This is a genomic window from Curtobacterium sp. Csp2, from assembly GCF_013347165.1.
Map to the genome: position 1 here is coordinate 413970 of NZ_CP054593.1, position 13206 is coordinate 427175.

General features: G+C 72.5%; 14 protein-coding genes. 10 read left to right on the forward strand and 4 right to left on the reverse strand.

All coding sequences use genetic code 11. The features are described from left to right. Positions 1–6: 6 nt before the first annotated feature. From HUN59_RS02090 to tsaE, 4 genes are read left to right on the forward strand one after another with little or no spacing between them, the layout of a single operon-like run. A complete protein-coding gene (locus HUN59_RS02090; protein WP_058743050.1) occupies positions 7–387 on the forward strand; it encodes a holo-ACP synthase in 381 nt (126 codons plus the stop codon). After that, positions 384–1487: an alanine racemase gene (alr, locus tag HUN59_RS02095; RefSeq protein WP_174777353.1), complete on the forward strand. Its 1104-nt coding sequence runs from the start codon at positions 384–386 to the stop codon at positions 1485–1487. The genes HUN59_RS02090 and alr (HUN59_RS02095) overlap by 4 nt, the downstream gene beginning before the upstream one ends. Then, entirely contained in the window at positions 1484–2683 is a 1200-nt protein-coding gene (gene alr / locus HUN59_RS02100) for an alanine racemase (protein WP_174777354.1), read from the forward strand. Before alr (HUN59_RS02095) ends, alr (HUN59_RS02100) begins: the two co-directional genes overlap by 4 nt. Beyond that, the gene (tsaE, locus tag HUN59_RS02105) at positions 2680–3207 is read left to right on the forward strand and encodes a tRNA (adenosine(37)-N6)-threonylcarbamoyltransferase complex ATPase subunit type 1 TsaE (RefSeq protein ID WP_254629967.1); all 528 of its coding nucleotides are present in this window, start codon (positions 2680–2682) and stop codon (positions 3205–3207) included. Before alr (HUN59_RS02100) ends, tsaE begins: the two co-directional genes overlap by 4 nt. Positions 3208–3470: 263 nt before the next feature. Here the strand turns inward: tsaE and HUN59_RS02110 are convergent, their stop codons facing one another. Then, the gene (locus tag HUN59_RS02110) at positions 3471–4220 is read right to left on the reverse strand and encodes a glycoside hydrolase family 16 protein (RefSeq protein ID WP_174777355.1); all 750 of its coding nucleotides are present in this window, start codon (positions 4218–4220) and stop codon (positions 3471–3473) included. A 186-nt stretch (positions 4221–4406) separates the two neighbouring features. On the opposite strand from HUN59_RS02110, the gene tsaB reads away from it, so the two are divergent. The 4 genes from tsaB to HUN59_RS02130 all read left to right on the forward strand — a co-directional run bounded on the left by tsaB (position 4407) and on the right by HUN59_RS02130 (position 7471). Next, positions 4407–5033 carry a tRNA (adenosine(37)-N6)-threonylcarbamoyltransferase complex dimerization subunit type 1 TsaB gene (gene tsaB, locus HUN59_RS02115; protein WP_174777356.1) on the forward strand — a complete coding sequence of 209 codons (627 nt, stop codon included), beginning with the start codon at positions 4407–4409 and terminating at the stop codon, positions 5031–5033. Next, positions 5030–5578 carry a ribosomal protein S18-alanine N-acetyltransferase gene (gene rimI / locus HUN59_RS02120; RefSeq protein ID WP_254629968.1) on the forward strand — a complete coding sequence of 183 codons (549 nt, stop codon included), beginning with the start codon at positions 5030–5032 and terminating at the stop codon, positions 5576–5578. Before tsaB ends, rimI begins: the two co-directional genes overlap by 4 nt. A gap of 16 nt (positions 5579–5594) precedes the next feature. After that, positions 5595–6683: a tRNA (adenosine(37)-N6)-threonylcarbamoyltransferase complex transferase subunit TsaD gene (tsaD, locus tag HUN59_RS02125; protein WP_441307034.1), complete on the forward strand. Its 1089-nt coding sequence runs from the start codon at positions 5595–5597 to the stop codon at positions 6681–6683. A 116-nt stretch (positions 6684–6799) separates the two neighbouring features. Further along, complete coding sequence (locus HUN59_RS02130; protein WP_174777357.1) at positions 6800–7471, forward strand: DUF4190 domain-containing protein; 672 nt, start codon at positions 6800–6802, stop codon at positions 7469–7471. Positions 7472–7539: 68 nt separating this feature from the next. On the opposite strand, the gene HUN59_RS02135 is transcribed toward HUN59_RS02130, so the two are convergent. Beyond that, entirely contained in the window at positions 7540–8742 is a 1203-nt protein-coding gene (locus tag HUN59_RS02135) for a class I SAM-dependent methyltransferase (RefSeq protein ID WP_141863119.1), read from the reverse strand. Between the two features lie 158 nt (positions 8743–8900). Here HUN59_RS02135 and groES point away from each other — a divergent pair, with 158 nt between their 5' ends. Together groES and rarD are read left to right on the forward strand one after the other, a co-directional pair. Beyond that, a complete protein-coding gene (groES, locus tag HUN59_RS02140; RefSeq protein ID WP_058743061.1) occupies positions 8901–9197 on the forward strand; it encodes a co-chaperone GroES in 297 nt (98 codons plus the stop codon). A gap of 170 nt (positions 9198–9367) precedes the next feature. Next, positions 9368–10330, forward strand: coding sequence for an EamA family transporter RarD (gene rarD, locus HUN59_RS02145; protein WP_174777358.1), 963 nt, complete (start codon positions 9368–9370; stop codon positions 10328–10330). A 110-nt stretch (positions 10331–10440) separates the two neighbouring features. Here the strand turns inward: rarD and HUN59_RS02150 are convergent, their stop codons facing one another. Next, complete coding sequence (locus HUN59_RS02150) at positions 10441–11775, reverse strand: ABC transporter substrate-binding protein (RefSeq protein WP_141863117.1); 1335 nt, start codon at positions 11773–11775, stop codon at positions 10441–10443. Positions 11776–12146: 371 nt separating this feature from the next. Beyond that, positions 12147–13043 carry a hypothetical protein gene (locus HUN59_RS02155; protein WP_174777359.1) on the reverse strand — a complete coding sequence of 299 codons (897 nt, stop codon included), beginning with the start codon at positions 13041–13043 and terminating at the stop codon, positions 12147–12149. Positions 13044–13206 lie beyond the last annotated feature (163 nt).

Sequence of the window (13206 nt, forward strand, 5' to 3'; positions counted from 1 at the left end):
CGCACGATGATCATCGGCATCGGGGTGGACGTCGTCGACCTGGACCGGTTCGAGCGGGTGCTCGACCGGACTCCGGCGATGCGCACGCGGCTGTTCACCCCGTCGGAGCTCCTGCGCGACGGCGAACCGCGGCCGAGTGCGTCGCTCGCGGCCCGGTTCGCCGCGAAGGAGGCGCTCATCAAGGCCTTCGGGTCGAGCGCCGGGCTCAGCTGGCAGGACCTCGAGGTCGTATCCGACGACCAGCGGAACCCGTCGCTGACGCTCCGGAGCGGGGCGCAGGACGTCGCCGACCGGCGCGGGGTGTCGAGCGTGCACCTGTCGCTGTCGCACGATGGTGGGATCGCCACGGCGTTCGTGGTCATCGAAGGGGCAGGGGACAGGGTGTGAGTGCGTTCACCGGCATCACGGTCGACCGGGAGGCCTTGATCGCCAACTACGCGACGGTCGCCGAACGGGTGGCCCCGTCCGGCGTCATCGCGGTCGTCAAGGCGAACGGCTACGGCCACGGCGCCGTCGACGCCGCCCGGGCCTTCGTGGACGCCGGCGCGGAGTGGCTCGGCGTCGCCGACCTCGACGAGGGCATCGCGCTCCGGCAGGCCGGCATCGACGAGGGAGTCCGGATCCTCGCGTGGCTGCACGCCCCGGACGAGGACTTCCGTCGCGCCGCCCGGTACGACGTCACGCCCGCGGTGTCGAGCGTCGACCAGCTCGCCGCGGCCGCCGACGCCGAGGTCCCGGTCGTGCACCTCTGCGTGGACACCGGCCTGAGCCGCAACGGCGCGGTGGAGTCCGAGTGGGCCGAGCTGTTCGCGACGGCCGGTCGGATCGCCCGCGGCGGTGGCCGGACGCGGATCGAGGGCCTCATGTCGCACCTGTCGAACGCGTCCCGCGCGGACGACCTCGACCAGGACGCCGCGTTCCAGCGCGCGCTCGACGGTCTCGCCGCGAACGGCGTCGTGCCGGATGTCGTGCACCTCGCCGCGAGCGCTGCGAGCATCGCGGTGCCGGAGACCCGACGGGACGCCGCACGGGTCGGGATCGCGCTGTACGGGCTGAGCCCCTTCGCCGACCGCTCGTCCGCCGACCTCGGGCTCCGGCCCGCGATGCGCGTGACGGCCGCGGTGCTCCGCACGGTGCCGGTGCGTGCGGGCGAGGGCGTCAGCTACGGCTACACCTGGCGTGCCGAGCACGACACCCGCCTGGCGGTGATCGGACTCGGGTACGCCGACGGCTTCGACCGGGCGTCCGGCGGACACGTCTCGGTGCGGATCGGCGACCGGCGGTTCCCGGTCGTCGGCCGGGTCGCGATGAACGCGATGCACATCGACGTCGGCGACGCGGACGTGCGGGTCGGCGACGAGGTCGTGCTCTGGGGCGACCCGGCCGACGGCGACCCCGCGATCGAGGAGTGGGCGGACGCGATCGGCACCATCAACTACGAGGTGGCCGCACGGGTCGGCCGCAGCGTGGAACGGAGGACGACGTGAACGCGCCGCTGCGCCGGGCCCGGATCGACCTCGACGCCTACCGGTCGAACCTCGACCTGGTCCGGGAGTGGATGGACCCGGTCGAGGTCATGGCGATCATGAAGGCCGACGCGTACGGCCACGGTCTCGAGCCGATCGCGCTCGCCGCGGTGGACGCCGGGGTCCGGTGGATCGGCGTGCTCACGGTCCCCGCTGCCCTGCGCCTGCGGGCGATCGGCGTCGGCGAGGACGTCCGGCTGTTCACGTGGCAGCACGACCCGGCACTCGACTTCCGCGACGCGATCGACTCCGCGGTGGACCTCGGCGTCTCGAACGCCGCCGAACTGCAGCGGGTCGTCGACGCGGTCGACCAGCGCCCCGCGCGCGTGCACCTCGGCGTCGACACCGGGCTGCACCGCGACGGCGCGACCGCGGAGACCTGGCCCGACCTCGTCGCGCTGGCGGTCGACGCGCAGCGTGCCGGACGCATCGAGGTCGTCGCTGCGTACACGCACCTCGCCGAGTCCTCGGACGACGACGACAGCGCCGCCGTCGCGTTGTTCGACGCCGCGGTCGAGCAGGCCGAGGACCTCGGGCTCGACGTCCCGATGGAGCACGTCGCCGCGTCGCTCGCCGGCCTCGAGCGCAAGGAGTTCCGGAAGGACATGGTCCGGATGGGGGCGAACCTGTTCGGCATGCCTGGAGCCGACGGCGTCTCCGCGGCGGACCTCGGGCTCGAGCCCGTGATGACCCTGACGGCCTCGGTCGCGAAGACCAAGCGGGTCCCGGTCGACACCGGGGTCTCCTACGACTACACGTACCGCACGACCAGCGAGACGACCCTCGCGCTCGTGCCCGTCGGCTACGCGGACGGTGTGCCGCGCCGGGCGCAGGGACGTGTCGAGGTGTCGATCGGCGGCCGTCGGTACCCCATCGCGGGCCGGGTCGCGATGGACCAGTTCCTGGTCGACGTCGGTGACGACGACGTCCGCGTCGGCGACCCCGTCGTGCTGTTCGGGACGGGCGAGCACGGTGAGATGACGGTCCTGGAGTTCGGTGCTGCGGTCGACTCCATCGGCGAGGAGGTCACGTGCCGCATCGGCGCCCGCGTGCCCCGCGAGTACGTCGGCCACGAGGTCGAGGGCCGCGTCGGCTCGTGGCTCCGCGGCGACCACCACCACCGCGGCGACCACCAGGCGCACGGGACGCACGCGTGACCGCCGCGCCGCGGGTGCTGCTCGACACGACGGTGTCGACGACCGACGAGATGTCCGCGCTCGGTGCCCGGCTCGCCGGGGTCCTGCGCGCGGGGGACCTCGTCGTCCTGACCGGGCCGCTCGGCGCCGGGAAGACCACGATGACGCGGGGCCTCGGCGCCGCGCTCGGAGCCCGGGGGCAGGTGTCGAGCCCGACGTTCGTGCTCGCCAGGACCCACCCGACGACGGCCGGCCCCGACCTGGTGCACGTCGACGCCTACCGGCTGTCCGACCCGGTCGAGCTCGACGACCTCGACCTCGACTGGGACGGTTCGATCGTCGTCGTCGAGTGGGGTCGCGGGTTCGTCGACGGGATCTCGGACGACGTGCTCGACGTCGAGATCGTCCGGGCGACCGGCGGCGACACCGCCGATCCAGAGCGCGCCGCGTCGGCGGCGCCGCTCGACCCGGACGACGTCCCCGACGAGCCGCGTCGGGTGATCGTCACCGCGACCGGCCCGCGCTGGGCCGACGTCACGCTCTGACCTCGCCGACCGAGCCGTCGAGCGGATCGAAGAAGAAGTCCGCGGAGGTCGGGTCGTCGATCGGCAGCCACCCGAGCCGGGCCTCGACCATCGCAGCGTGTTCCGCCGGCGGCGTGAGCCCCCTCCGACGCCACTGCCCCGGGTCCCCTCGAGCATCCACGACCACGGCCGCACCCCTCCTGCGGTGCTCCGGGACCGGCGTCCGCTGGAACATCACCGGCCAGCATCCTCGTCGCTGCGACGACGGGGTACAACCTCCGGGCTCAGGGCTTCCAGGAGGCGATCGTCACCCAGTCGATGTACAGGTGCCCCTTCTTCCCCCAGTTCCCGGTCTGGAACATGAAGCGGTGCGGGGTGGTCGCCACGTCGCGGGTCACGGTCTGCAGGACCCGGCCGTCCATCGAGTACGTCACCGATCGGCCCGGGATCCACTGCACCGAGTACGTGTGCCAGTCGCGCCACGACGCCTTGGTGGCGACGGCGATCGCCGACGCCTCCTTGCCGGGCGTCATCGAGTGGTGGAACGCGTACGGCACCTGGTCGAAGTTCCCCTCGGGGAAGTCCATCTCGCCGTCCGCCCACACGTTCGACTTCGGCCAGACGATGAACGCCGCCCCGTTCCCGTCGCCACCCGTCGCCCGCGCCCGCACGGTGAAGGTCCCACCGACGTAGTCCCAGGCGCCGCGCTGCGTCCCGAAGGTGCCGGCGGCACCGCGCTTCCCGTCCAGCGTGACGTCGAGCACCCCGTCGTGCGCGCTGACCTGCGAGCCGGACCAGTACTTGCCGTCGCCCATCCCGTCCGGGTAGGGCTGCCACGCGTTCGCGTACCGCTTCGCGAACGGACCGTTGGCGGCCGCCGGCGTGGTGAAGTCCTCGCGGAACGTCTGCGTGAACGTCCCGGTCGGCGTCGCCGGTGTCCCCGCCTGGGCGACGGACCCGGTCGTGAGCGGCGCGGCGACGAGGACCGCGGTGAGGAGGACCGTCGCGACGGACGCCCTGGTGGTGCGCTGCATGTGCTGCTCCCTCGGGCGCGGACCGTCCCTGGGTCCGCACCGCGCAGACCGACCCGAACGGCCTGCACCGTGGATTGTCGGCTTCCGAGCGTCGGCTGGGAGCGGTCGGGGATGCCCCAGTGCAGGGGCAGAACGCCCGCTGTCCGCACTTCGGGTGACCGGTCGCCGGACGCCTACGATGGACGGGTGCTCCTCGCCATCGACACGTCCGCCGGTACCTCCGTCGCCGTCGTCGACCCCGCCACCGGGCGCGCGGTCGCCGAGCGCAGCACCGACGACTCCCGTCGGCACGCCGAGGTGGTCGGCCCCTTCCTGGCCGAGGTCCTGACCGAGGCCGGCATCACCGGCGCCGACGTGACCGGCGTCGTCGCCGGCACGGGGCCCGGCCCCTTCACGGGCCTCCGCGTCGGCATCGCCGCCGCCCGCACCTTCGCCGCGGCACGCGGCGTCCCCGTCCTGCCCCTCGTCAGCCACGACGCCGTGGCCGCCGACCAGTCGGCCGACGGCCCGTTCGTCGTCCTCACGGACGCGCGCCGCCGCGAGGTCTACTGGAGCGCCTACGACGAGACCGGGACGCGGGTCGCGGGTCCTGGTCTCGCGAAGCCCGCGGACCTGGACGAGGCGATCCGTGCCTCCCGTCCGGACGCGGTGGGCTGGGACCGCGTGACGGTCGCGACCATCCCGGCCTGGAGGCTCGGGGCGCTCGCCGCGGACAAGCTCGCGTCCGGCGCGCCCTTCGCAGACGACACCGCGCTCTACCTGCGCGACCCCGACGTGACGATGCCGGGAGCGCCCAAGCGGGTAGTCCGGTGAGCGAGCTGCCCGACGGGCTGCGGTTGCGCCGGGCGGTCCCGCAGGACCTCGACGACGTGATGTGGCTCGAGCACGCCTCGTTCCCGACCGATGCCTGGTCGGCGGCGCAGATGGCCGGCGAGCTGTGGTCCCCGCACGGGTACTACGTCGTGCTCGAGACCACCGACAGCGGGGCGCCCACCGTCATCGGTTACGCGGGGCTGTCGTCGTTGGCGGGGAACCCCGTCGCGGACGTGCAGACCATCGCGGTCGCGGCCGAGCACCGGGGGAGGGGCCTCGGCAAGGTCCTCTTCACCGAACTGCTCGACGAAGCCCGCCGTCGCGACGTCCACGAGGTCTTCCTCGAGGTCCGCGCCGACAACCCGGTGGCACAGGCGATGTACACGGCCGCCGGCTTCGAGCAGATCGCCGTCCGTCCCCGCTACTACCAGCCGGACGGCGTCGACGCGTGGGTGATGCGGGCGACGATCCCGCAGCGCCCGGCGACGCCCGCCTCGACCGGCATCGGACCCATCGGACAGGAGACCCTCGGTGAGCGCGAATGAACCCCTGGTGCTCGGCATCGAGACGAGCTGCGCCACGGATGACGACACAGCACCGGGGTCGGGTCCCCTGGTGCTCGGCATCGAGACGAGCTGCGACGAGACCGGCGTGGGCATCGTCCGCGGGACCACCCTGCTCGCGAACGTCATCGCGTCGAGCATGGAGGAGCACGCCCGGTACGGCGGGGTCGTCCCGGAGGTCGCGGCCCGTGCGCACCTCGAGGCGATGACCCCGACCCTGCACGAGGCGCTCCGGCGCGCGGGCGTCACGCTCGACGAGCTCGACGCCGTCGCGGTCACCGCCGGCCCGGGCCTCGCGGGTGCCCTCATGGTCGGCGTCGGTGCGGCGAAGGCCCTCGCGGTCGCCACCGGCAAGCCGCTGTACGGCGTGAACCACCTCGTCGGGCACGTCGGCGCGGACGTGCTCCGGGCCGACGACTCCGCGATCGAGCTGCCGACCGTCGCGCTCCTGGTCTCCGGCGGGCACACGTCGCTGCTGCTCGTCCGCGACCTGGTCGGCGACGTCGAGCTGCTCGGCGAGACGATCGACGACGCCGCGGGCGAGGCGTTCGACAAGGTGGCACGGCTCCTCGGGCTGCCGTACCCCGGCGGCCCGCAGATCGACCGCGCCGCTGCCGACGGCGACCCGACGGCCATCCGGTTCCCCCGGGGCCTGACGCTGCCGAAGGACATGGCGGCGCACCGCTACGACTTCTCGTTCTCCGGGCTGAAGACCGCCGTCGCACGCTGGGTCGAGAAGTGCCGCGACGAGGGTCGCGAGGTGCCGGTCGCGGACGTCGCCGCGAGCTTCCGCGAGGCCGTGGTCGACGTGCTCCTGACGAAGGCGCTCGCCGCGTGCCGGGACACCGGCGTCGACCGACTGCTGCTCGGCGGTGGCGTCGTCGCGAACGCGCGGCTGCGGGCCGTCGCCCAGGAACGGTGCGCGGCCGCCGGGGTCGCGCTGCGCATCCCGCCGTTCGACCTGTGCACCGACAACGGCGCGATGATCGCGGCGGTCGGGGCGCGGCTCGTCGCCGAGGGGCACGCGCCGAGCGACCTCGGGTTCGCCGCGGACTCGACGCTGCCGGTGACGACCGTCCAGGTCTGACGCCCGTCCTGGTCCGACGGAGGGTCGGGCAGCCCGGGGCGCTGAACCCGCTGCGGGTCCTTGTGGGAGGATTCAGGTCGGGCGTCGACCGACCAGGCGCCGAGAGGGGTGGACCGGTGTCCGATCAGAACCAGTGGCCGAAGCCGGACGAGTCGTCGAACGCGTCGAACTCGACCGGGTCCTCGAACCCGACGTCGAGCGCGTCCGGGTCCCAGGCGCCGCAGTCCGCGCCCCGGTCGGCTCCGCAGTACCCGTACTCGGCACCCGGCCAGCAGCAGAACCCGTACGGCCAGCCGCAGCAGCAGTCGAACCCCTACGCGCAGCCGCAGCAGCAGTCGAACCCGTACCAGCAGCCGTCCGGTGCCCAGTACGGCCAGCAGCAGGGCGGCCAGTACGGTCAGCAGCCGAGCAACCCGTACGCCCAGCCGCAGCAGCAGTCGAACCCGTACGCGGCGTCCTACGCCTCCACCGGGTACCAGCCCTACGCGCAGCGCCCGAAGACGAACACCCTCGCGGTGCTCTCGATCGTGTTCGGTCTCGGGGCGATCCCGCTGTTCTTCATGGCGATCCTGCTCGGCCCCGCCGGCGCGATCCTCGGCCACATCGCCCTCGGCAAGATCAAGCAGAACGGTGAGGGCGGCCGTGCCCTCGCCCTGACCGGCATCATCGCCGGCTGGGTGATGACCGGATTCTGGATCCTGTGGATCATCGCGCTCGTGGTCTTCGCCGGCTTCAGCAGCTCGTACTCCGACCCCTACGGCTACGACTCCGGCGCCTTCGTCGGCTGACGAACCCGGACGACCACGGCGACGGGCCCCGCGCAACCACGCGGGGCCCGTCGTCGTCCGTGGCGGGCTCAGCCGGCCACGTCGACGAGCCGCTCGCACAGGATCGCCGTGTGTCGTCCCTCCAGGCGGGTGAGCACGAGCGTGACCGCGCGCCGGCCCCGCAGCCGCAGCCGCTTCCGGAACTGCGCCGGGTCGACGTCCACACCCCGCTTCTTGATCTCGACGGTGCCCACGTCCTCCGCCGCCAGGCGTGCCGCGAGCTGCTTCACGTCGAGCGGCATCGTGTCGAGCACCCGGAAGCCCTGCGCGAACGGCGTCGCCACCGCACGGTCCGAGGTCACGTACGCGATGCCCTCGGACAGCATCCGGCCGTCGAGCGACCGGGCGAGGTCCCCGATCAGCCGCGCGCGGATCACCGCGCCGTCCGGCTCGTACAGGTAGTCGCCGACGGGGCCGACCTCGACGTCCTCGGTGTCCCCGGGAGCGGTCAGCTCCGCGGTGCCGTGTGCGCCGATGACCGTCGCGGCACGTCGGATGCCTGGGCGGGCGAGGGGACCGGACCAGAGCACGAGCTCGACGACCTCGCGGTCGACGGAGACCCACTGCGCCTCGAGCGTGTCCGGGATGAGGTCGCGGTCGATGCCCGGCCCGAGCTTGACGCCCGTCGGGGTCGTCGTCGCGGCCGCGAAGACCGTGTCGAGCGACGGCGACCAGTCGTCCGGGTCCGCCAGCCGCCGGGTGTTCGCGTGCCCGGCGGTCCGACGGGCCGGGTCCATCCACACGCCGTCCACCCGACCGAGGTCGAACCCGGCCGCGTCGCCGAGCTCCACCCGGGCGTTCGGCCACGGCGCGAGGTTGTGCGTCGCGACGGCCGCCGTGACCTCGTCCCGGTCGACGGCGGTGACGTCGAGGTCGAGCGCGGCCATCGCCAGCGCATCGCCGCCGATCCCGCAGCCGAGGTCGGCGACCCGCGTGAGTCCGGCGCCGACGAAGCGTCCGGCGTGCAACGCGGCGACCTGCAGCCGGGTCGCCTGCTCGAGTCCGGCCTCGGTGAAGAGCATGCGCCCGGCGAAGTCGCCGAACTTGCCGCGGGCCCGCTGTCGGAGTCGCGCCTGGGTGAGCACGGCGGCGACGAGCCCCGGGTCGTGGCCCTCGGCGCGGAGCCGGGAGACGACGCGGACGATCTCGCCGCCGTCGGAGATGCCGGGGGTACGGTCGAGCAGGGCCATCCCCTCGGGGGTCAGCAGCTGTGCGAGATCGGCGGCGTCCACGCCTCGATCCTCCCAGGTCGCCGAGAGGGCCGGAGCCGCCTGGCACTCGGATTGACCGAGTGCCAGACTGTCCCTAGACTCGCGTTGGCACTCTCCTGTGCGTAGTGCCAACCGGTTCCCATCTGTACCGAGTCAGTACCGAGAAAGAAGAGGTCACCGTGGCCGTCACCATCAAGCCGCTCGAGGATCGCATCGTCATCCGCCAGGTCGAGGCGGAGCAGACCACTGCTTCCGGCCTGGTCATCCCGGACACCGCGAAGGAGAAGCCCCAGGAGGGCGAGGTCGTCGCCGTGGGCCCCGGTCGCATCGACGACAACGGCAACCGCGTGCCGCTCGACGTCGCCGTCGGCGACAAGGTCATCTACTCGAAGTACGGCGGCACCGAGGTCAAGTACTCGGGCGAGGACCTGCTGGTCCTCTCGGCTCGCGACGTCCTCGCGGTCATCGAGCGCTGACACCCAGCACCTGACGAACGCCCCGCACGGCTCCGGCCGGCGGGGCGTTCGTGCGTGCAGCACGCGTCCAGCGGGCGTGCAGCTCGCGTCCGACACACGTCCGGTGCGCCTTCCGGCCGGGAGGCACGGTGCCGGTCCGTCGCGTCGGTCCGGCTTCCTAGGATGGTTCCGTGAGTGAACCGACCCCGACGCGCCCCGCCCGCTCCGAGGCATCCGTCGGTGTCGTCCAGGCGATCGTTGCGTACGGGCTGTGGGGACTCATGCCGCTGCTCTTCGCGGCGATGGCCCCCGCCGGCGCGTTCGAGATCGTCGCGTGGCGGATCGTCTTCGGGCTGGTCTTCTGCGCCGTCGCGATCGCCGTCACCCGCTCGTGGCTCCGCACCCGCTCCCTGCTCGCCCAGCGCCGGGTGATGCTCGTGATGGGCCTCGCGGCCGTCCTCATCCTGGTCAACTGGACCGTGTACGTCGCCGCAACGACGACGGGCCACACGGTCGAGGCCGCCCTCGGGTACTTCATCAACCCGCTCGTGACGATCGCCCTCGGGATCGTGGTGCTCCGCGAACGGCTCCGTGCGGCGCAGTGGGCCGCGGTCGGCATCAGCATCGTGGCGGTCGTCGTCATCGCCGTCGGCTACGGCCAGGTCCCGTGGATCTCGCTGACACTGGCGTTCTCGTTCGGGTTGTACGGGCTGGTGAAGAAGCGCGTCGGCGGGACGGTCGACGCGCTGAGCGGGCTGACGATCGAGACGCTCTGGCTCCTGCCGATCGCCGTGGGCGCGCTCGTCGTGCTCGGGGTCACCGGCCTCGGCGGTGGGGTGACCTTCACGAGCGAGGGCTGGCCGCACGTCCTCGTCACGGTGCTGACCGGGCCCGCGACGGCCGTGCCGCTGCTGCTCTTCGCGTCCTCGGCGCGGCGGGTGAGCCTGTCCACGCTCGGGTTGACGCAGTACCTGGCGCCGGTGATGCAGCTGCTCGTCGGGGTCGTCGTGCAGCACGAGGCGATGCCGCCGGCGCGTTGGATCGGCTTCGGGATCGTGTGGGTGGCGCTCGTCGTGCTCACGGTCGACAGCTTCGCGGCGGCCCGGGCAGCCAGGCGCCGGACGCTCGTACCCACGGCGGCCGAGCCGGTCTGACGGGACCGACCCGTGCCTCCAGGCCGGCGCCGACCGTCTGCCGGAGTGGCGGGCGCACGCAACAGTCCCCCGCGGATGATCCGCGGGGGACTGTCGTCCTTGCAGGGGTGTTACTTCGAGACCGAGCCCTGGATGGCGCTCTGGTACACGGGCTTGTTGTCACCGTCGAACTTGTAGATGCCGATGTAGGCGCTCGACGGGTCGTTGTTCTCGTCGAACGGACCGATGCCGGACGGGCCGGTGTAATGGATGTCCTTGCCCTCGTCGAGCAGCTTCTTGCAGTCGGCGAAGGTGGTGCACTCGGTCCCGCCGTCGGCGCCGGACACCGCGGCCATGTTCTTCTGGATGGTGCCGGAGTCGGTGCCCTTGCCCTTCACCGCGGCGAGTGCGGCGAGCGTCGTGGCGTCGTAGGACTCGGCCGCGTACGAGTAGTCCGCGAGCGGCTTGCCGGCGGTCTTCTGGTAGTAGTCCGACAGGCGCTGCTTCAGCTCGTCCTTCGGGCTCGCGCCGGGGATGGTGCCCTGTGCGCCCTCGAGGGTGCCCTTGTCGAAGTCCTTCGAGTAGTCCGCGGTGTTGCCGTCGGACATGTAGATCTTCGCCATGTCCGCGTTCTGCGACTTGAGCTCGGGGATGATCGACTTCGTCTCGTCGAAGGCGAGCACGACGATCGCGTCCGGCTTCGTGGCGAGCGCCGCGGTGACCTCGGACGAGAACGTCGTCTGTCCGGGCGGGAACTCCTGCCCCTTGCCCTTGCCGCCGTAGACGACCTGGCCGCCGGAGGCCTCGATGGCCTTCTGGACGGTGTCGCGGAGACCCGTGCCGTACGTGTCGTTGAAGACCAGGAACGCGACCTTGGCGTTGCCGTCACCCGTGACGAGCTGGCCGAGCGCCGAACCCTGCACCGAGTCCGGCGGAGCGGTCCGGTAGTAGTACGACGAGTAGCCGGAGAGCGAGGTCGCCGTGTTCGCGGGCGAGATCTCCACGATGCAGTTGCTCGTCAGCTGGTCGATGACGTTGAGCGTGACGCTCGAGGACTCGGCGCCGATCGCGACCGGGACCTTGGCGTTCACGAGCTTCGTCGCCGCCGAGCTCGACACGGTCATGTCGTTGCTGTCGCCGGAGTCCGTCGCCGGGTCGATGCTGACGTCCTTGTCGAGCACGCCGCCCGCGGCGTTGATGTCCTCGACGGCCAGGCCCACACCGGACTCGGCCGGCGGGTTCAGGTACGACAGGGTGCCGGTGAGGGGCAGGATCGTGCCGATCTTGAGCGCGTCGGTGCCCGGGGTGTCGGGCGCCTTGCAGCTCGCGGCCGGGTCCTTCTTCGCGCCGCTCGCCGAGGCGGAGGAGTCGGTCCCGGCGCTGCCGGTGGTGGAACACGCGGCGAGGAGGAGCGCTGCCGCTCCCGCCACTGCCAGTGCCGTGGTGGCACGGGTGGTTCTGGTCATCCGTGGAGCCCTTTCTCTGCGCGTGAGGCGTCCGACATCGGGTCGAGTGCCGCACCTCCGCGTGGGTTGCCGAGAAAACTAGGGCCGATGTGTTTCGCGTGTGTGTCCGTCGACCTCCCCTGGACGTTTCGTTACAGACCCGTGACTCATCTGAGCGGCTGCACCGGAACCCCTGATGAGGAGTCCGTCCGGACGGTTCCGCACCGGTGGAGCGGTCCTTCCGGGACACTCGCTCGTCGTCGGGCCGGCGCCGGATGGTCGAGACGCACGCGTCCCGTCGAGACGCCTCCTTCCCGCCGCGACGCCGCCACGGGCGAGGGCGTCTCGAGCACCTGGGGGCGTCGCGTGGACGGCGGGGTGCCCCCGGAGCATCACCTGGGCCGCGCCACCCACCCGCGTCCGAGCGGCACGCCCGCTGCCAGGAGCACGTGGGCGAGGAGGATGGGGTCGCCTGCCTCGCGCATGCCCCACCGCGCGAAGCCGGACACCTGGGGGAGTCGTCGGAGCGCGTCCTCCCGTCGCTTCTCGGCCCACAGCACGTCCCGGTCGTCGTACTTGACGCGACCGTCGAACTCGCCGACGACCCCGACGTCCGGCCACCAGAAGTCGACCCGGAAACGTCCGGCGTCCGTCGCGAACTCCTGCTGCAGGATCGGCGGCGGGACACGGAGGTCCTGCATGGTGACGCGGCTGCTCGACTCACCAGGCGACTCCGACGCGTCGTCGGCCAGGTCCAGTGCAGATCTCGCCACGCGGTTGCCGCGCCGACCCGCGCGCTGGTCGAACGCTCGCTGCAGTGCCGAACGGTCCGTGTGCCCGGTGTGCAGGACGTGGTCGAGGACGACGACACCGTGCCGGAGCGGAACGGTGTGCGCGATGTCGGTCACGGTCCGCAGCAGGGACGTCACGGGCGTCCCCGAGAGCTCTGCGGTCTCGTCCGGGGCGATCTGACCCGCGTGCCGGACGACGCCGCGGCCGACGTGGGTCTTGGTGATGCCCGGGTCGATGACGTGCAGCCGCGAGTCCCACCGTCCGAGTTCCGGGAGCCCCCAGAGCGCCCCGGCGGACCGGTGGGATGCGACGACGCGGCGTTGCAGGCCAGCGATCCGGGAACGCACGACCAACTGCCGTCGCCCGAGCGCGTCCAGGGCTTCCCACTCCCGGCGCTCGACAGCTGCGCCGTGGAACAGACGGACCGGGTCTGCCAGGTCGGCGGGACGACGCACGACCACCGGTCGGCCGGGCCGGGAGGTGGGGATCGATGTCATGGCGACCACACTGACGCGACCACACGTCGGTCGGTGGCGGACGGGGCGGACCTGTGGAGTGCCTCCCGTCCGGGTGGGGCGGTGGAGGACGACGCGAGACGGCCTGATGACGACGAGACGCCCCCGAACGCGCGAGACGCCCCCGAAAACGGGGGCGTCTCGC

Excerpts from the sequence above, each read along its gene's own strand:
- HUN59_RS02090 (WP_058743050.1), top strand. The coding sequence starts at position 7 with ATGATCATCGGCATCGGGGTGGACGTCGTCGACCTGGACCGGTTCGAG.
- HUN59_RS02110 (WP_174777355.1), bottom strand. The coding sequence starts at position 4,220 with ATGCAGCGCACCACCAGGGCGTCCGTCGCGACGGTCCTCCTCACCGCG.
- HUN59_RS02150 (WP_141863117.1), bottom strand. The coding sequence starts at position 11,775 with ATGACCAGAACCACCCGTGCCACCACGGCACTGGCAGTGGCGGGAGCG.
- HUN59_RS02155 (WP_174777359.1), bottom strand. The coding sequence starts at position 13,043 with ATGACATCGATCCCCACCTCCCGGCCCGGCCGACCGGTGGTCGTGCGT.